We start from the raw sequence: 18,936 nt of genomic DNA, 5'->3' as shown, positions 1-18,936 counted from the left end.
ATTATCTGTTCAATTCCGCATTTTGGCAATATAGTCAATAAATAGAGGTATAAACTGAGGGAGGAGGCGGTCGACTCCAGCTCGGGCATTCGGCCTAAGTGCAAGGCAGGATTACTATTTTTTTAGGATTATGCACAATCACACTCCGGCTGAAGCCCGCCGTTAAGAGATCGCTGTTCGCTTGACGGTTAGGGGAAGACCGAGCAAATGGAAGTAAAGTGTAAATCGGGTCATCAACAGGAATGGCAATGAGAGTTTTTCATGGTTGGCGCTTTGAATAATCATTGGTGGTCAGCGCTTATCCTTTTCATGTTCACTGCGTCCCTGGCGGCGGCGCCTTCTGTTTCTCCCTATGGCCACAAAGGCGAGATCTCTGGGGAGCATCAAGACAAAGACGGCTTGCGTCCCATGGCGTATTCCCTGCGCTGGGAGCTGTATCCATTGTTGAGCGGCCCCGCCGTGAGCGGCTCCATCAAGTGGAAGGCCCAACCCGGGCTCGTTGACACAGAGTTGGGCGCCGGCATTCAGGGCGACAGCATTCCCCCGGAGGTCGCCGCCACCATCCTGCCTTACGACATGACCGTCTACCTGTGCGGACCCAGCAATGCTTTCAAACAGCCGGTGTGTATTGATGTGGACCCGGGCATGGCGAAGCCGGGCGGCGGCGACTGGTCGCTATCGCTGCCCCACCAGTTTGACTGGAGCAATCTGTTTTGGACGCCCGGCGAAGACGGCCGCCTCTGGCTGACGGAGGAGCAGGCCAAAGGCGTGGTGCGCAAAGGCTTCAAGCCGACTCGCGTGCGTATCGCCAAGATGAGTTGGGATTTGTCCGGTTTGCGCCACTGGGCGGCGGAATTCTATCCATTTGAAGAAATTCGCACTCTGGAGACGCGTGTATTCAGCCAGCTCGACGTCATCGCCAGAGCGCATCACTTATCTCTGTCTCCTATCCGCGCAAAGCTGGATGTCTATAAAAGCGCGCATACGCCCATTGTTTACCGGGATAAGCTGAAAGCGATTCTCGCCAGCTTTGACGCTGGTCTGTTGGACCCCATGCTGGAGCCGGAACATCGCGATGCGCTGACCCAACAGGCGCTGCGAGTGCGTTCTGATATGGCGCGTGAAGATGTCGCCCGCAGCAGAAGAGTGGCGGAGCTGGACAAACAGGCGCGCGCCCAGAAACTGGCGTGGGAGCAGGCGCTGTATCGACGCGTATGGCGGAATGAAACCAATGAAGCGCTGCGACTTCAGGCGCAGTATGACTATCTGCTCCAGCAAACGGAGCGCTTCGGCGTGAAGTCGCCGGATGCTTTCGGCTGTGAAGAATACCTGTTGGCGTTCGCGGAATCAGGCGAAGAAGAGCTGCGCGAGCGGCTGGAATGCGTACAGGAATATGATGCCTACCTGCTCAACAAGCTGGCGCAAACGGACGCACTGCTGGACCTGCACGACGCTACGGCGGCGAAAGGAAAATTGCGGGGTAAAATTGAAGAGGCGCACGGGCAAGTCGAGAAAGAAATCGCCGATAATTTACTGGCGATGGAGCAATATTATGACCGCCTGAGCCGGGATAAAGGCCAAAAAGACGCTTTCTCCGCACAGCGTAAAGCGGAGCAGGAGCGTTTGTTCCGTCATTGGCTGGAGAAATACGCAAAAGGAGCCCTGGCGCAGGCTGAGCAGTCATTGAATAACCTGCGCAGGGTGCTGATGGCGGGGGGGATGACCCCAGACGCCGCCCCGGACGATGCCGCCAAACGGGCCGATAAGAAAACTCCGCCCCCGACACTGTCTGGCGGAACCCTGTAAATCCATGCGTCCTGCCTGGGGCGCGACTACGATCAACGAGACCTTGTGCCGAACAAACAATAGGTGACGGCGGATTACGACGGAATGGAAAAAGCGCAGATCGAAGAATTTATAAAGTCCCGTGGGACGGTGGATGACATTCTGTCGCCGTCGGCCTGGCGGGCGTTTTGGACGCGCTTGCAGAATGAGCTGATCGGCAGGGCGATGAGCAACAACCGGGCGGCGGACTCGGAAGAGTTGCAGACGGCGATGGCGCAGGTGGAGACAGTCTGGCGCAAATTGGGCGAACAGCTGCAGGAGCGCCTGGGTGTAGTACTGCTTGATGCGCCAGGCGGGCCGGACAAAGACAGCGGGATTCACGACGCCATTAACCAGGGAATAGTCGATAGCCTGTGCAGACAGGGGCTGGAGCTTAAGTTCTGGAACCTGCAGCTGAAAAAGTCTTCCCCCAAACCAAAGCCGCAACCGCAGCCATCGCCTTTTAAAACCGGCAATGGCGTCGTCGCTGAACCCAAAGCGATGAACCGGGCGGTGCGGGTCGTGCGCCCGGACGTTAAAAAAACGCTTACCTCTCACCTGCGCTCCCGGCGCTTTGTCTTCGCCGGCGTCGCTATCCTGGCGGCGATTGGTGTGTTGGCGTTGCCATTCGGCTGGGTGACGCCGACGGCAATTTTATGGTGGCTGGCGTTCGCTGTATTTTGCGTGGCCGGCGTCATCCTTCCCAACCTGTACGGTCGTCGCACCACGCAGTTTTTCATCGTATTCGCGGTGATCCTGGGCCTGATCGGATTGCTCGGCAAGGCGGCGGAAACGCCCCGCTGGCGGGGCCTCAAAACTGCTATCGTCACCGTTACCTATCCTGCTTATAACCTGTTGGGACTGCACAAAGTCATCGATATCAGCTCCGTGCGTCAGTTGATGGTGGACGGGCGCACGCACATCAGCGTCGATAAGCGTCTTTATGATGAAGTCGTCGGCCAGGGCGAGCTGGTGGTGGAAGTGGATAATCAAAGTCCTTGGCGGCTGTCTCCGAGGGGGCTGCGCGTCTTTGCGCCGGAGCAAGGCTGGCTGCGCCTGAGGGCGTTCGGCCTGGACGCGCCAGGATTGTGGCGGGGAGAACCGGTAGCGCCATACAGTCGTGGTGAATGGCGCCTGCTTATCCCTTCGTCGGGAGAAAGCGCCGCTGCGCTGACGCAGGCCGGTTTGCAGGATAACGCCTCTCTTACAGAGGCGCAGAATGCCTTGGAGTCACTACGCGGTCTGGCTCGTTATGGCGAGGACTTGTCGCTCGCTCTGGAGCCTCAATACCAGATTTCCTATTATGACCGGCAGGCGGAACTGGAAAAAATGTTCGACCGCCTGCTCGCTAATTGACGGAACGCTACGCAGTGCTTGATCAGAGCAGGTCAGTCAGCAACACGCCGATGCCGATGCGCTCCACCGACGCGTTATAGTCCATCAGGTTTTCGCCATAGCCGTTGAAGTACTGCACGTAACCGCGCAGCCGCTTCCATAATGGGAAGGTGAACCCCAATTCCACTGCGCCTTTGTTATCTTCGCGCAGGTTGTTGCGCAGCATGAGACTGGCTTCATAGTTATCCCAGCGATAGGCAGTGGTGAACTCGAAGTGTCCCATGTAGTCGTCGATATCAGGATTGTCGTCGCCTTTGGGGTCGAGCTTGTCCTTTTTCTGGTCTTCCGGAATCCTCCACCAGGGCTTCAGACTGAAAACGAAGCGGCTATGCTCCCAGATGAAGTTGGCGTAGATGCGGTTCCAGCTCCGCGACAGGGGTTGCGAGCGCCCATTGGACTGGTGGCTGAAGCCCACCGCCAGCAGACTGAAATCCGCGGTGGAAAAGGTCCAGTCCACCGGCGCGATCCAGAATATTTCCGGCTCATAGTTGGTCTCTCTAAATGGCGCGGAATAATCGTGGTTATACACCTGCCAGAAGGACTTGAGGGTCACCCCGAAAAATATGGCGTCTGAGTCGATGAAGGTTTCCTGCGCCAGCGGCACTTTCAGGCTGATCTGAAACTTCGCCTCCAGGTTGTCCAGTTCCGCCTCCTCCCCAAGGTCGTAAGCCTCGCGTAACGGTTCGCTGTTGGGGTTTTTCAGGTAAGACACCGGCATCAGGTAGTTGCGCAGGTGCGGCGTGATCACGCTGCGGCTGTTGCTGGAAAGCTGCTCCCGCATAATGCGTTCGGCGATAACGCTTTCTCCATTTTTCACCGCTGGGCTGGCGTTTTCAGGAATTTTGGGGATTTCTATGCCGCAATGGCTCTTCAGCTCGTCGATAGTCATATCGCCAGGGCCCTGGGTCAGCGCTTTGAACACGCAGGTTTCGGTCTCATCCTGATCTTTTTCTTGCAACTGAGCCTGCGCGGGCAGGGCGTTGACGCCCAGCGCCAAGGCGCAGCAAAAGGTAATAGTATTCAGTCCATTAGGCGCTGATTTAGAAAATTTCATACTCTGGTAATATCCGCGTTGGGCAGGTTATGGAAGCATACGTGACAGAGAGCCGCGATTGTAAATCTAACCTGGATTTATGACAAAACCGCTCCCATCTCATAGGACGTTATAACTAAGGAAATTTTCAAACGCGCTGTCAGGTCGTGAGGCATGCGTTCGTCGTCGGCCCGTCTGCGCCCAGCGGAGGAATGATACATGTTGATGGGTAAAACCCTGAGTGGATTGAGATTATGTGTACTGGCCGTCAGTGTCGGCTGGGCGGCCTCCAGCGCCGCCGCGCTGCCTTTGGCCGACTCACAGGGGCAGCCCTTGCCCACCTTGGCGCCCATGCTCAAGGAAGTGAACCCCGCTGTCGTCAACATTGCGACCTACGCCAAGCAGGAATCATACAGTCCTTTAATGCAGGACCCTTTCTTTCGTCACTTCTTCAATATTCCAGACAACCGTCGGCCTCGTGAGCAGCGGCGTCAGCAAAGCGCCGGCTCCGGAGTCATCGTCGACAAAGATAACGGCACGGTGGTGACCAACTACCACGTCATTAAAGGTGCGGACGAGGTGCATGTGTCGTTGACGGACGGCCGCACCCTGAAGGCGGAAGTGCTGGGCGGCGATCCTGACGCCGATATCGCCGTTTTGAAAATTGCGGCGGACGATCTCAGCGAAGTGAAAATGGCGGACTCAGACAGACTGGAGGTCGGTGATTTCGTGGTTGCTATCGGCAACCCTTTCGCACTGGGTCAGACCGTCACTACCGGCGTTGTCAGCGCATTGGGACGTACAGGACTTGGCATCGAAGGATATGAAGACTTTATTCAGACCGACGCCTCCATCAACCCCGGCAACTCCGGCGGCGCCCTGGTCAACCTGCGCGGCGAGCTGATCGGCATCAACACTGCCATATTGGCTCCGACCGGCGGCAATGTCGGCATCGGATTCGCGATTCCTGTCAATATGGCCAAGGCCAGCATCGACCAGATCGTAGAGCACGGTGAAGTAAAACGCGGGCAATTGGGCGTGGGGATTCAGGACATCACCCCGGATTTGCGCCAGGCCTTCAAACTGCGTAACGGCCAGCGCGGCGTTCTGATCACCAGCGTCGCCAAGGATTCTGAGGCGGAGAAGGGCGGTTTGAAGACGGGAGATATCATTATCGCCGTTGACGACAAGCCCACCCGTAGCGCAGGCCATCTGCGCAGCCAGATCGGGCAACGCAAAATCGGCGATAAGCTGCGTGTGACTATTTTGCGCGAAGGCGATGAAGAGATCGTGAAAGTGACCTTGCAGGAGCCGCCCAATAGCATCGCTGGCGACACCCGTATCCACAAGCTGCTGGAAGGCGCTTCGTTTGAAGATAATCCAGACGGCTCCGGCGTGGTGGTGACCGGGTTGGCGCCCAACTCAAACGCCGCCTATAGCGGTCTGCGTCCGGGCGATGTCATCATCGGCGCTAATAATCGCCGGGTAAATTCCGTTGGCGACCTGCAAAAAGTAGTGGATGTTGGGGAGACCAAATTGCTCCTGCTGGTGCAGAGGGGCGGCGGCGCCTTTTATCTGGTGATTCGTTGATTTGATCAGTAGCAAGACGGTGGCCGATACAAGTTGGCCATCGTCTGCATGAGTCAGAGAATACGAGGTTCAGTATACTTTCATACTGTGAATGTGAAGTTTATAACCCCGATCATAACCCGATTCACTGACTTTCTTTTCCAACTCTGCGGATGCCTGTATGGCTACAGGCTCCTCTCTACCATCAATTGCGATTCGCCCGGAAATATCAAAGGTGCAGGCGTCGCCAGTGAACTTGGCGGCATGGGTAAGCGTATACACCTTACCGTCAGCGCCATAGGTCTCCGTCTTTCTATCAACGTTAGGCTCACTACCTTCTCTCCATTCCGTCGATACGGTGAAAGGTTTCTTACAAACCGGCGCTGAGGCGTTCAACGATTCGGATTCCAGCACCAACCTCTCACCAACAGACTCTTTTTTGAGTAGGTCTAAATGCAGCGCCAGCCTGGGTTGTATTGCTGTGATTTTTTTATCCTCCACGTTGGTGCTGGATAAAGTCGTTGCATAATTAAACCCCTCAAAAAATAGATCTACTTCGAGTTCTCTCTGTAGGCTCTGGCTGGGTTGAAGGAATTTGCCTAGCAGTTTCGTCGCCACCGCCTGACAAACTTCTGACGTCTGCTCGCTCGTGTTGAGGCCATGCCCGAACGTAGTGGATTCTTCTGCAATGTTGAGTTGCAGAGGGTACCAGTCGAAGTCCCCATTCGACCAAGACTTTTGCGAGTAAGAGTGGCCGGAGAAATAATTAGCTGGGTATCCATTGCCCGACAGTGTTTTATAACCTGAAAGATCGCAATCTTGATAGGCGCTGGCGGGTGGCGTGGAGTCATTCGATCCACCGCCCCCACCGCCACCGCAGGCCGTCAACAAGGCTAAAGGAAACAACAAATACAAAGATGAGTACTTCATTCAACAACTCCCTGGTTGAAAATCAATCGAGATAGGAAATGCGCCGCCAATCGAAATCGATTGACGATATATCTCAGCAATAAAAAGCATGTTTTTCAGATTATATAACTGGCGTAAAAAGGCAGTTCAGACTCCTTTCTGTACAAATGAAAATGGTCCTTGCGCTTGTATATAAAGCAATGCGGAGAGTGAGGCGAAACTATAGGAATTCAGGACGACTGACAAGCCTGATTTGTCGTTTTGGCGATTATGATGTTCGACTCAGGTAATTGATTAGTATGAAAAATATCTAATATTAGGTATTATCCGCCTTCACCTGGACAGGTGAGGAGTACTTATTAAAAAGGAGAAGTCAGTATGACCAGAACACTAGCAGGGCTACTTTTAGCAATATCCACTACTGCATCCGCACAGTTCCAAGTCGAAAATAATGTTGAGTATAGCTTTATACATCTGGATAGGGTTTCTCTGTTTCCTGAACTGAAACTTGGAGAGTCTGTCTACGTTAAAGATATTGATTTTTGTATGGATGAAAAAGGCGCACTATATGCTGGCGCTAACGGCTATCACTTCTATCCCACTATAGATGCGCCCTTTGTGATAACGTCGGTAGGAGAGGGTAAAGTGGCGATAACTCATATATCCGAGAAAAACGGTTTTCTGCTAAATGGTCCGGCCGTCCAGATACTGCACAAATTAAAGCAGGAAGACTTGAGCAACCCATGGAAGTGTGGCTTGGAGGGCGCGGAAAATATTCGAGTAGAGTCTCGTTCGCCGTATAAAGTGGAATCTTTGTTTGGCCATATCAGCTATGAAGGTTTGGCTGAGGCAGTTAATAAAGAGTTTGAATCACGTTATGGCTCTGATGTTACATACTCGACCGTAATTCGCATATACGAACCCCGTGAGACAGAATAAGCCATTGTCTTAATTTCTTATCCACGCCCGGCGCCCCTGCCGCACCGGGCGTTCCCTTCAATTCATGACATTTAGTCTTACCCGGATAACTGCGGATTTTTCCTTGACCGGATACTGCGGTATCATGGCCGCCATTTCCATCAGTTTCAGCGGCGGACTCCCGTTGCTGTGAGTAACGAAGATCTTCCTATGAATCTGCAACAATTGCTTGAACAGAAAATCAGCGCAGCGCTGCATGCGGCGGGCGCTCCAGAAGGCTCTCCGGCGATCGTGAAGCCGTCCGGCAAGCCTCAATTCGGCGACTATCAGGCCAATGGCGTGATGGGCGTCGCCAAAGCGCTGAAAATGAACCCGCGCGAATTGGCGACCAAAGTCCTGGACGTTCTGGATCTGGGCGACATGGCCGAGAAAGTTGAAATCGCCGGCCCTGGCTTTATCAATATTTTCCTGAGTAAAGACTGGATGAGTCAGAGCCTGCGCCAGGTGCTGGCCGATCCGCGCCTGACCATTCCTCTGGACAGCCCCAAACAGACCGTCGTAGTGGATTACTCCGCGCCTAACCTCGCGAAAGAAATGCACGTAGGCCATCTGCGCTCCACCATCATCGGCGACGCTGTCGTCAGAACCCTGGAGTTCCTGGGGCACCGGGTGATTCGTCAGAACCATGTGGGCGACTGGGGCACCCAGTTCGGCATGTTGTTGGCCTACATGAACAAGTTGAAGGCGGAGAACCAGCAGACTCTGTCTATGGAGCTGGCTGACCTGGAAAACTTCTACCGTCAGGCCAAGAAGCTCTTTGACGAAGATGCTGATTTCAAAGCAGCCTCACATGAGTATGTGGTGAAGCTGCAGTCTGGCGATCAGGAATGCAAATCTCTGTGGGAAACCTTCATTAATGTTTCTCTACAGCACTGTGAAGAAGTTTATGAGCGTCTGAATGTCAGCCTGTCTCGTGCGGACGTGATGCCGGAAAGCGCATACAACGAAGATCTGCCGAACGTAATTAACGATTTACGTGAAAAAGGGGTGCTGACAAAGAGTGATGGCGCTGAGTGCGTTTTCATGGAGGAGTTCAAGGGGAAAGAAGGTAAAACTCTACCCTTGATCGTGCAGAAGTCAGATGGAGCATATCTCTATGCGACAACAGATTTGGCGGCGTTACGTTTCAGGGAACGCGTTCTGAAGGCCAATCGGGTGCTTTACTTCGTTGACGCTCGGCAGTCTATGCACTTGAACCAAGTGTATGCGGCCGGCCGCAAAGCTGGGTTCGTCAGCCCGGACATGTCTCTGGAACATATGGCGTTCGGCATGGTATTGGGTACTGACAATAAGCCCTATAAGACGCGGGATGGCGGTACTGTCAAATTAGCGGATTTGCTAACGGAAGCTGAAGGCAGAGCCTATGCGCTGGTCAAAGAAAAGAACCCTGATATGCCTGAGGAAGAGTTAAATAGCATTGCTCATGTCGTTGGGATGGCTTCTGTGAAGTATGCTGACCTCTCCAAGAACCGTGCTAGCGACTATATCTTCAGCTTTGACTCCATGCTCAGTTTTGAAGGCAACACAGCGCCTTATTTGCTGTATGCCTACAGTAGGGTCGTGAGCATCTTCAAAAAAGGTGAAGTGGGCGATTTGACCTTGGGCGGGGAGATTCAGGTTAGTGAACCCACAGAACGAGCATTGGCGGTGAAACTGTTGCAGCTGAATGAGATTTTGCACTCTGTAGTCAGTGAAGGCTATCCTCATTTGCTGTGTAGTTATCTGTATGAACTCTCAGGTGAATTCTCTAGCTTTTACGAGGTTTGCCCGGTACTAAAAGCAGAAGAGCCTGTACGTAGCTCACGGCTAATGCTGGCGTTGCTGACTGCCAAGACCCTCAAACAAGGCTTGGATTTGCTGGGCATCGAAACTCTGGAGCGGATGTAACTCTCATCCGACCTCTCTGAAACCCGGCGGGGCTCTCCGCTCCGCTGGCTTAATCTTTTTCTCCCTTCCCTTGTTGTGACCTCCCAGGCTTACTTTTCACAGGGCCTTCATGGCGCCGTTTTCGCGCTGCCGATCTGATCAATGTTTGAAAGCGGGGACATTCCAGCTGGTTGGGCTCCGGGCAATTGACGACATGGATGATGCTGTCGCGCATCGTCTCCATTTGTTGAATGAGTTGGTCCAGCTTATTAGCTTTTTCGATGAGTTGCGCCCGGTCTATTTTGGGCTTTCCATCGTGGGAGAACATCGCCCCGATCTCATCCAGACTGAAGCCCGCATATTGGCCCAGGGAAATTAAGCCTAACTGGTCAATGACGGTGGAGCGGAAAATTCTCTTTAACCCTTCTCGCCCAATGGACTTTATCAGCCCCTTCTCTTCGTAGTAGCGAAGGGTGGAAGCGGGCAAGCCGGACAGCTTCGCCACTTCGGCGATATCCAGCTCATTACAGTTTTTCATAAAGGTGTTGACCTAAAGCTGACTTTAACTTGCATAGTAACTTCCTCAATACGGTAGTTAAAGAGGAAGTGGAGTCGTTATGGTCAACAGTGTGGAGCCTCTCGCTGAATATCGTGGCGCGCTGGCCGCGTTGCTGCTGTCTACTTTTCTCACTGCCCTGGCGATCAGTAGCGTCAACATTCTATTGCCCGAACTGGTGTCCAGCCTCGACGCCAGCTACGCCCAGGTCCAGTGGGTGGTTGTCGCCTACTTGATCGCGTTGTCTTCTTTTCTGGTGATTGCCGGGAGTCTGGGGGACACCTTCGGTCGTCGCCCGTTGTTTATCGCTGGCCTGGGGATTTTCATGGCGGGCTCCGCTCTATGTGGAATGACGGAAAACATAGGAATGCTCTCTGCGTACCGTGGCGTCCAGGGCATCGGCGCTGCGATTGTGGTGTCCCTGAATCTGGCTTTGGTGAGAGATATCGCGCCATCGGAGCACACCGGACGGGTCATGGGCTGGATAGGAGGCATGTCCGCCGTGGGCACCGCTGCGGGGCCTGTTTTGGGGGGACTGATAACCGGCTTTGCAGACTGGCGATGGGTGTTCTGGCTCAACCTCCCGTTGGGGGCGCTTACTCTGTTGCTTACCGTGCGTTATCTTCCTCGCGCCATGCAAGGGGCGGGGCAGGCGCCGAAACCATTTGACCTGATGGGCGCATCCCTGTTGGCGATAATCGTGCTCCTCTATTCGCTCGGGATTAAGCTCAAACTGGAGGAGGAGTTGCTGCGCTTTTTCCTGGCGGGGCTTGCTCTCGTCCTGCTGGTCGTTTTTGTCCTGGTTGAACGGGCGAAGCCCTCTCCTTTGCTTCACCTTTCATTGTTGCGCGACTATCGCTATGGCCTCAGTTATCTGATCCAGTTCATCGTGGCTTCGGCGGTAATGACCGCTTTGGTGATTGGGCCGTTTTATCTGATTTCCCTCGGCTTGAATCTGTCCATGACCGGGCTGGTAATGGGCTGCAGCCCTGTGTGCGTGATGATTACCTCAAGCTTTATCGGTCGTCGCGTAAAGCTGGAAGCATGCAGCAACCTGACGTCAACCGGCGTGCTGTTTCTATTCTTCGGCTCTCTGTGCCTCACTCAGTTAAGCGCCGCGACGGGCGCCATCGGTTATGTCGCCTGTCTTATGGTGACCGCCATCGGCTATGCGATCTTCACCGTGGCGAACAACACCCAACTAATGGCTCGGGCTGCTCCAGAACAGCGGGGGCAGATATCTGGCCTGCTGAATCTCGCGCGCAATCTGGGAATGCTGACCGGCGCCGCCTTGATGAGCGCTTTGTTCGATAGCGTCACCAACGCGTCGGCGCTTGGCGTGCTGACCCCGCAGCTCGCTGAAACCGGCTTGCATCGTGTGTACGCCTGCGTCTCCCTAGTACTGTGCGTTGGTCTTGCTGTGCGCGGGTACTGGCATTTCAGGGAATACGGAGAAAAGGACGGAATAAGAACACTAACCTAAAGTTAGCTTTAACTATTAAGACGCATCAATAAGACTTGTTTAACCCATTGGAGGACTTATGCAACCTAACGCACTTGATCACTTTATCGAATCGGCTCGCGAGGGCTGGGATGGCTTGACCACAAGTAATGTAACAAGGCTCCGCCGCTTGCTGCAGGATCTGGCGAAAACCTCCGCTGAGGAGCCTTGGCTGGCGCAGATTCACGCTGATCGGCCCGACATGGTCGAGTTGTATACCGACCCAGAGCACGGATTCAGACTGCTGGCCCATACCGAACCCCGTGGGCTGTATCGTGCGCCTCATGACCATGGCTTCGGCTGGGTGCTTTACGCCTTACAGCATGGCGCCCTGGAAATGTCCACTTATCAGTCCATTACGGATAAGCGTGGCGGAACCCGGCTGGTGAGCAGAGGTTGCGACACTCTGAACCCCGGCGACTGCAGGGTATTTCTACCTGGCGACATACACGACACCAAGTGTGTTTCTGACTATATCGTGCAGTTTCGTCTTACCAGCAGCGACTTCAAACTGGAGAAGAAAGAGGGCCGGATGATCCAGTACGTAGACCAGGGGAGCATGGCGTAAAGGGCTTGGCCTGGTAGGGGCTTTCGCGCCAGATCGCGGGGCGCGCCGGATGGCGGGTTTCATTGACTCCGTTTCTTCCCCCTGAAATAATCGCGCGATGATTTATATTGATATTCATATTGTTTCGCGAATTGAGGGCGTTCCTGGTGGGGCGTCCGTAATTCGTGAGCAAGTCTAAGTTCGCGTAATTGCGAAATCAGCCCCGCCGTATCAACGGACGGGGCTTCGTCACGCCTGTAGGAAGTTGTATCCCGTTCGTTGCCGGCATATTCAAACGGAGTACACACTCATGACACAAAATATTTACGACACCGATTCATTCTTTGAAGGCTACAGCCAGCTGCCACGGTCCCTGAAGGGACTGGAAGGCGCGCCGGAATGGGCTTCCATCAGAGCGCTGATGCCGCCGTTGGCGAACGCCAATGTGGCGGATTTAGGCTGCGGATTTGGCTGGTTCTGCCGTTGGGCGCGGGAGCAGTCCGCGGCCAGCGTGTTGGGCGTCGACGTTTCTCAAAACATGCTGTCCAAGGCGGAAGAGATGACTTCTGACGCCCATATCCAGTATGCGCGCGAGGATCTGGAGACGCTGTCCCTGCCCGAGAACAGCTACGATCTGGTCTACAGTTCGCTGACCCTGCATTACATCGCCAATCTGCAAGGTTTGTTCGAGCAGGCGTACAAGAGCCTGAAACCCGGCGGTTGGCTGATCTTCTCCGCGGAGCATCCTATCTACACCGCGCCCAAGCGACCTGGCTGGGCGGAAGACCAGCACAAGAACACGCTTTGGCCTATCAATCAGTATCTGGTGGAAGGACCACGAACCACTGATTGGCTGGCGGACGGCGTGGTCAAACAACACCGCACTTTAGGCACGTATCTGACGATGCTGATTAATGCTGGCTTCACCCTGAAGCATCTGGAGGAATGGCGTCCCAGCGCAGAGCAAATCGAGGAGTGCCCGGAACTGAAAGTCGAATTGGAGCGGCCGATGTTCTTTATCGCTGCGGCGCAACGCGTTGAATAACGTCTGATTAAAACGCGGCTCATCTAAATGAAAATCAAGGCGGCGATCTCTGTTTATGAGGCGCCGCCTTTTCTTTGCTTTTTTGCTCCGACGCATGGCGTCAGCCTGTCGGGTTGACATCCTTCTGTTCGGACGCATAATGTCCGGCATGATTACTTTCAACCTTCATCCAAAGCATCTGCATTCACTGTCGCATCGTCGGCTGGGAGAGCTATTGCTTGGTTGAAAGTTAAGCCCGTTCACTGAGAAAGCCCTCCCAGCGTTGCTGCGAGGGCTTTTTTATTGTTTTTAAATCAGTGAATGGGAATCCGTTATGGAATACAAAATTGAAGGTATGGCTAAAGGCGTACGCATTATCAGCGGCGAGACGGCGAAGAAGCGCAGAGCGTTGCTGAATCAGATGATTGCGCTGGCGGAAGCGAGTGGTTTTGAAGAGGTGATTCTGCCTTCCATTGAACCGTCACAAGTCTATGTGGACAAAGCTGGCGAGGAGATACTGGGGCAGATGTATGTGTTTCCGGATAAGAAAGGACGTTCTTTGTGTCTGCGTCCAGAAGGGACGGCGACTGTACAAATGGTGGCGGATAAACACTTCAAACGCAGAAAGAATGTGCGGCTCTGGTATTTCGAGCGCTGCTGGCGCTATGAACGGCCCCAAGAAGGTCGCTACCGGGAGTTCTTTCAGTTCGGCGTCGAGGTCATTAATCCCACTACGCCAACCGTTCGGCAAGAGTTGATCGATCTGGCGGAGAAGATGGTGTCGCTGCAAACCTCGGAATATGAAGTGTTCAGCGCCGTGAAGCGCGGGCTGAGTTACTACATGGAGGATGGCTTCGAAATCTCCGTACCCAAGTTGGGCGCGCAGAAACAGGTCGTGGGCGGCGGCGCTTACAAGCAAGGAATTGGTTTCGCGGTTGGCTTTGATCGCCTGATGCTGTGTTAGGTAACCCCTGATCGATTATCCGCCGTGCACTATGGATGGGGAAATTCACCTGATTTATCAGGCATTCTGAATTTCCCTGTCCTCATCTCTCCGTTCACCCAGAGCTTGCCCTCATTTCCCCCATTCCCCCTGAACCTGTCCTTATTTCCCCATTTGCCCTGAACTTGCCCTCATCTCCCCCGTTCACCCAGAGCCTGTCCTTATTTCCCTATTCGCCCTGAACCTGTCCTCATCTTTCCCGTTCGCCCTGAGCCTGTCGAAGGGCCTTCCAGGGAGACTCAGGAAAAAAGCCGATTTCCCGGATGTTGATTAAAGATTGTTGCCTATGGATTAGCTCTCTGGGAAGCCCTTCGACAGGCTCAGGGCGAACGGAGTAGAGATAGACTGGTGAGAAGAAAAGGTCGTGTTTGGCGAAGCCCAAGTCCGCTATTGAGCGGCTGCCAAGACGACCAGTTCAGACTATCTTTTCACCAATTCAACCCGGCGGTTCTTGGCTTTGCCTGCTTCGTTTTCGCTGGAGGCGACAGGGGCCGCCATACCCACGCCTAAGGCGGTCATACGTTCAGCGCCGATCTTGTACTGGCTTACCAGCGCATCCATCACGGCTTTGGCGCGGCGTTCGGAAAGGCTGCGGTTGTAATCAAGCGCGCCCACATTATCGGTGTGGCCGACGATCAGCACTTTTAGTGAAGGCTGGGACTTCATCAGTTTGGCGATTTCCGCCAGGGTTTCCCCTGATTCCGGTTTGATATCCGCTTTGTCAGTGTCGAAATAGACGCCATACAACGCGATGTGCCCTTCTGCATCCAGGCCTTTCGCCATGGCTTTGGCGTCCACTTTCACCATGCCTGACTGCATGGGGGCGGACTCCACTACCTGAGTATTCACGAACACCCGGTTTTTATCCTGTCCGCCGATGGAGTAGGCCTTGGTGATATACACCGCCACATGTACGGTTTGATCTTCCCGGGTCAGGCGCGCCAACAGGTAGCGTTGATCCTTCTCGTGAAACATCATTTTTACGGTGAGGTCTTTGGGCGTCACGATTTCGTTGAAAGGACGCCCGGCGGGCTTTCCGCCGCAGTCTTCATTCTTGCAGCTGAACAGGATTTCGAAACCCGCGCCGCGCAGGGCTTCCTCGTAATTGCGATAGACCTCCAGGGTGCTGCGTCCCTCGGGAATACGGTAAGCCACGCGGGTTAGTTTTCCTTCCAGCTCCAGAAACGCGCCGGGATTCTTGTCCTTGCCGCCCCTCTGTTGGATTGGCATTTGCGCCAGGGATATTTCAGTGAAAGCCTGTTTTTCGTATTTGATGATTTCCGCGCCGGCGTAACGGGACACCATGGGATGGTCCTCGGCGCCGGGTATGTCGCCTGCCGTCGCCAAGGGCGTAATGAGGATGCAGAGCAGTGTCGCCAAGCGCCAGAATAAGCGAGCCGTCATAACGATAAGCCTCCACTATGAATAGAAGAAAGATAGCTCACATCGCCAAAGTACTGCATAGGCGTTTCAAGATTACTGCGTATTTCGGGTTGCTGACCAGCTATTATTCAGGGATAACGAGTGCAATATTTCATTGACTTGCGGACGATATACAGTGACGGCTGAACCATCCGGTACTCTCACTTTACTGCTTCTTGGCGGCGGGCATACCCACGCTTTGTTGCTGCTGGCGTTGGCGCAGGACCCTTTGCCGAACGTGCGGGTGGTTCTGGTTTCCGAGCGGCCGCTGAGTCCTTATTCAGGTATGTTGCCGGGGCTGGTGGCGGGACACTATGAGTATGAGCAGGCGCATATTGATTTGCTGGCCCTGTGCCGTCAGTCGGGGGCGGAGTTTCTCGAGGGACGGGTAAAAGGGCTGGACTGCGTGCGGCGTATGGCGTTTCTGGAAAGTGGGGAAGCGCTGCGCTACGACTACCTGTCTCTCAATATTGGCGCCGTTCCGGATTTGAGCACGCCGGGAGCGGCTGACTATGCGATTCCCGTTAAACCCATCGCCGACTTTTGGCCCCGCTGGCTCAAGGCTTATGAAAGCCTGCGCGCCGATCCGGCAGTGCGGAATATTGTGGTGGTGGGCGGCGGCGCAGGCGGAGTGGAACTGGCGTTCGCTGTCGCTCATGCGTTGCAGTCGGCTCCTGTCGCCCATCGTGTGACGCTGGCGGCGCGTAGCGAGCCTGTAGCGGATTACCCCAGGCGTATGCGGCGCTGGCTGCAACGCCGTTTTGAACGCTATGGCGTGAAGACGCAAGCCGACTTTGAGGTTGCGGAAGTGACCTCAGAGAGCCTGATTAATAAGGCTGGGCGAACACTGCCTGCGGATCATGTGTTCTGGTGTACGCAAGGCAAAGCGGCTCCTTGGCTAACCCAGACGGAGTTGCCTTTAACCCCCGAGGGTTTTATTCGTGTCGCTCCCAGCCTGCAAAGCATCGCTTTTCCTGAGGTGTTCGCCGTCGGCGATTGCGCCTGGATTGACGCGTCCCCCACGCCCAGGGCGGGCGTGTACGCCGTGCGTCAGGCTCCTTTCTTACTCGATAACCTGCATCGCCTGCTGCGCGGGTTGCCGATGCGTACGTATCGACCCCAGCGGCGTTTTTTGAGCTTGCTGGCTTGCGGCGGACGCGATGCCGTGGGCGCGCGAGGAGGGATCAGTCTGGCGGGGGAGTGGGTATGGCGTTGGAAAGACGCTATCGACAAGCGTTTTATGCGACGTTTCCCTCGCGCTTGATCTGTTGGACTGGGCTATTCAGTCATCATCGTTTTGCGCTGCGGAGTCAGGCGCGTCATAGTCGCCGCGATAATAGGCCTCTTCCATTTCCTGATACCGGCCGCTTTCGCGCAGGCGGCGTAACCCCTCGTTGAACTGCAGGATGAGTCTGGCGTTCATGGAGCGCTTGCGGGATAGCATAAGCCGATATTCATGGCGGTCGAACACGGTGGCCGAGTGAGTGATGAGCGCTTGCTCCTGAGGCGAAAAGTGCGCACGCAGTGCGCTGTAGCCGACGGCTCTGGCGAGTGGGAAGGCGTCTACCCGCCGGCGCAGCAACATATTCATTCCCACTTCGATATCCCGCACTCCGACCAGCATCACTTGTCCAGACTCCACCACCTCTTTCCATACGCCCAGTTTGGAGCCCAGGGGCACGGCGATAGATTCGCCGCGCAGGTCGGCGGGCGACTTTGGCTCTAAGGGTAGTGCGCGCAGGTGAAACAGCACTTCATCCTGGGTGGCCACCACGTCGCTGAAATAAGCGAACTCACTCCTCAGCGGCGTTTGCGTCCAAAGCAGCGAACCGTCGATTTGCCCGCCTTCCACCATCGCTTCAGCGCGCGCCCAAGGGTAGAACTGGTATTCCACCTGCACGCCCACGGTGGCGAACGCTTCCGTGACCAGATGTGAGGCGAAGCCATAGTGAGGCAGGCGCTCAGAAAGAAAGGGCTCCCACTCCCCGTTGGCCAGAATCACCTGCTGGTCTTCTTCCGCCCTGACCGTGGCGGCGCAAGCCAGCAATAAAAAGAGACGAAGCCAATAGAGCATGGGACCTAATAGGGTTTGTGCGACGTACTTTTAACTATAGCTGAATCGTGGGCGGGGCTTATTGCAGGCATGTGACGACAGGGAAATAGAGGGGATAGGAAGCGTTAGCAAAGGCCCGCGCCACACTTGGGCCTTTGCACTCAATATGAACGAGTCAGGTTATTCCTGTGTTGGAGAGCCGACTTCTCTCACCAGCTTTGAACTCCAGGGGCACCAGATATTGCCGGGGAGAAAAGCGCCGCCGACTTCATTCAGGTGTTCTTGCACGTATTGCATGGAGGCGTCGCACACCTCGATCGAAAATTCGAAGAAGCTGATGGTGTCCGTGTCCAGGTGGTATTGCCATCTGGGGTTATAAGGCGTGGGAGAGGGCGTGACATAGCCCATGACGTGATAAAAGTCTTCCTGGCCGTTAGCCAGAATGTCCCGCGCCTGTTGAATTTTCGCTTTGTCCGTCAACTGGATGACAAATGTCTGCTCCGGTTGGACGTCGGTGAATTCGAAATAGGCGACCTCCGCGGAGGCGGTGGCGGCGCAGAACGCCAGAGGGGCGGCCAACATTTTGGTCAATTGCTTTTTGATGGACATAAGATACTTCCTTTTAATGTAAGACTTTCCAGTGATAACGCTCGTGATTGGTTCACGGGGCGGATTCTACTGCGTTTTATGCGCCTTCAGTACCGTGCTTTTCCCAATATTTATCCCAGTTTCGCACCGATAAAGTGCGTCGTTAGCAGCGGCGCCCCACGAAGGCGCACAGCCTTATCGCATAAGCAGATGAAAGTTTTATGACGACCTATTGAATCGGCGACCGGGAAGTGGCTGTGGAGGGGGATGTTTTATCTGTAATTGCAGTGATGAATACAAAAATGAGTCAAAAAATGATTAATCATTTTGATGCTTTTTTAGGATGAAAATATAAATAAAAGTCAAAATATGTTGTCACCATTTTTTTGATAAAAATGGATCGCTGATAACACCCGTTAGATAAATCTTTTAAAACATAAAAGTAAGTCGTTTAAAATTTATAAAATACGTATAAATACTTATTCTTTTTGGTCTACCTTGTGGGTGATTAAAAAACGCCCAAACTGCTGAATTAATAAAAGTTCTCTGGCATAGGAATTGCCATCCGTCTTCGTCATCACTCAGGACAACATTCAACTTGGAGAAGAAGTAAAATGACGGAGAAGTCGTCCATAGCATCCTTTAAGGCTATATCACTTAATTTATCT

At 54.2% G+C, this 18,936-nt stretch carries 16 protein-coding genes; 10 read left to right on the top strand and 6 right to left on the bottom strand.

The features are described 5' to 3' along the window. Window positions 1-261 precede the first annotated feature (261 nt). Complete coding sequence (locus tag ACQYWX_RS25570; RefSeq protein WP_431686822.1) at window positions 262-1,806, top strand: hypothetical protein; 1,545 nt, start codon at window positions 262-264, stop codon at window positions 1,804-1,806. 84 nt (window positions 1,807-1,890) lie between these two features. After that, window positions 1,891-3,180, top strand: a complete 1,290-nt coding sequence (locus tag ACQYWX_RS25565) for a hypothetical protein (protein ID WP_279505581.1) — start codon at window positions 1,891-1,893, stop codon at window positions 3,178-3,180. Window positions 3,181-3,202: 22 nt separating this feature from the next. On the opposite strand, the gene ACQYWX_RS25560 is transcribed toward ACQYWX_RS25565, so the two are convergent. Continuing rightward, window positions 3,203-4,273, bottom strand: a complete 1,071-nt coding sequence (locus ACQYWX_RS25560) for a phospholipase A (protein WP_431686821.1) — start codon at window positions 4,271-4,273, stop codon at window positions 3,203-3,205. Window positions 4,274-4,471: 198 nt separating this feature from the next. On the opposite strand from ACQYWX_RS25560, the gene ACQYWX_RS25555 reads away from it, so the two are divergent. Continuing rightward, entirely contained in the window at window positions 4,472-5,842 is a 1,371-nt protein-coding gene (locus ACQYWX_RS25555; protein WP_216737915.1) for a DegQ family serine endoprotease, read from the top strand. A 69-nt stretch (window positions 5,843-5,911) separates the two neighbouring features. Here the strand turns inward: ACQYWX_RS25555 and ACQYWX_RS25550 are convergent, their stop codons facing one another. Continuing rightward, a complete protein-coding gene (locus tag ACQYWX_RS25550) occupies window positions 5,912-6,751 on the bottom strand; it encodes a hypothetical protein (protein WP_431686820.1) in 840 nt (279 codons plus the stop codon). A gap of 357 nt (window positions 6,752-7,108) precedes the next feature. On the opposite strand from ACQYWX_RS25550, the gene ACQYWX_RS25545 reads away from it, so the two are divergent. Further along, window positions 7,109-7,669: a hypothetical protein gene (locus ACQYWX_RS25545; protein ID WP_431686819.1), complete on the top strand. Its 561-nt coding sequence runs from the start codon at window positions 7,109-7,111 to the stop codon at window positions 7,667-7,669. Window positions 7,670-7,858: 189 nt separating this feature from the next. Further along, window positions 7,859-9,595, top strand: coding sequence for an arginine--tRNA ligase (gene argS / locus ACQYWX_RS25540; RefSeq protein WP_431686818.1), 1,737 nt, complete (start codon window positions 7,859-7,861; stop codon window positions 9,593-9,595). Between the two features lie 49 nt (window positions 9,596-9,644). Here the strand turns inward: argS and ACQYWX_RS25535 are convergent, their stop codons facing one another. Then, complete coding sequence (locus tag ACQYWX_RS25535; RefSeq protein ID WP_431686817.1) at window positions 9,645-10,112, bottom strand: helix-turn-helix domain-containing protein; 468 nt, start codon at window positions 10,110-10,112, stop codon at window positions 9,645-9,647. 79 nt (window positions 10,113-10,191) lie between these two features. On the opposite strand from ACQYWX_RS25535, the gene ACQYWX_RS25530 reads away from it, so the two are divergent. The 4 genes from ACQYWX_RS25530 to ACQYWX_RS25515 all read left to right on the top strand — a co-directional run bounded on the left by ACQYWX_RS25530 (window position 10,192) and on the right by ACQYWX_RS25515 (window position 14,166). Next, a complete protein-coding gene (locus tag ACQYWX_RS25530) occupies window positions 10,192-11,613 on the top strand; it encodes an MFS transporter (RefSeq protein ID WP_431686816.1) in 1,422 nt (473 codons plus the stop codon). Between the two features lie 58 nt (window positions 11,614-11,671). Next, window positions 11,672-12,199, top strand: coding sequence for a hypothetical protein (locus tag ACQYWX_RS25525; RefSeq protein ID WP_431686815.1), 528 nt, complete (start codon window positions 11,672-11,674; stop codon window positions 12,197-12,199). Between the two features lie 289 nt (window positions 12,200-12,488). Continuing rightward, on the top strand, window positions 12,489-13,223 hold the full coding sequence (locus ACQYWX_RS25520; protein WP_431686814.1) for a class I SAM-dependent methyltransferase: 735 nt from the start codon (window positions 12,489-12,491) through the stop codon (window positions 13,221-13,223). A 313-nt stretch (window positions 13,224-13,536) separates the two neighbouring features. After that, entirely contained in the window at window positions 13,537-14,166 is a 630-nt protein-coding gene (locus ACQYWX_RS25515) for an ATP phosphoribosyltransferase regulatory subunit (RefSeq protein ID WP_431686813.1), read from the top strand. 459 nt (window positions 14,167-14,625) lie between these two features. Here ACQYWX_RS25515 and ACQYWX_RS25510 read toward each other — a convergent pair whose 3' ends face one another. Continuing rightward, a complete protein-coding gene (locus tag ACQYWX_RS25510; RefSeq protein WP_431686812.1) occupies window positions 14,626-15,609 on the bottom strand; it encodes a DUF4892 domain-containing protein in 984 nt (327 codons plus the stop codon). A 154-nt stretch (window positions 15,610-15,763) separates the two neighbouring features. Between ACQYWX_RS25510 and ACQYWX_RS25505 the strand changes: the two genes are divergently transcribed. Continuing rightward, window positions 15,764-16,891 (top strand): FAD-dependent oxidoreductase, encoded by a 1,128-nt coding sequence (locus ACQYWX_RS25505; RefSeq protein ID WP_431686811.1) that lies wholly within the window; start codon window positions 15,764-15,766, stop codon window positions 16,889-16,891. 18 nt (window positions 16,892-16,909) lie between these two features. Here the strand turns inward: ACQYWX_RS25505 and ACQYWX_RS25500 are convergent, their stop codons facing one another. Together ACQYWX_RS25500 and ACQYWX_RS25495 are read right to left on the bottom strand one after the other, a co-directional pair. Then, a complete protein-coding gene (locus ACQYWX_RS25500; protein ID WP_431686810.1) occupies window positions 16,910-17,701 on the bottom strand; it encodes a substrate-binding periplasmic protein in 792 nt (263 codons plus the stop codon). Window positions 17,702-17,860: 159 nt separating this feature from the next. After that, the gene (locus ACQYWX_RS25495; RefSeq protein WP_431686809.1) at window positions 17,861-18,289 is read right to left on the bottom strand and encodes a calmodulin-binding protein; all 429 of its coding nucleotides are present in this window, start codon (window positions 18,287-18,289) and stop codon (window positions 17,861-17,863) included. Window positions 18,290-18,936: the final 647 nt, after the last annotated feature.

This window comes from Hahella sp. NBU794 (assembly GCF_050749805.1).
Taxonomy (GTDB): domain Bacteria; phylum Pseudomonadota; class Gammaproteobacteria; order Pseudomonadales; family Oleiphilaceae; genus Hahella.
The sequence above is the reverse complement of the archived record's forward strand: the minus strand, read 5'-3'. Positions and strand labels throughout refer to the sequence as shown.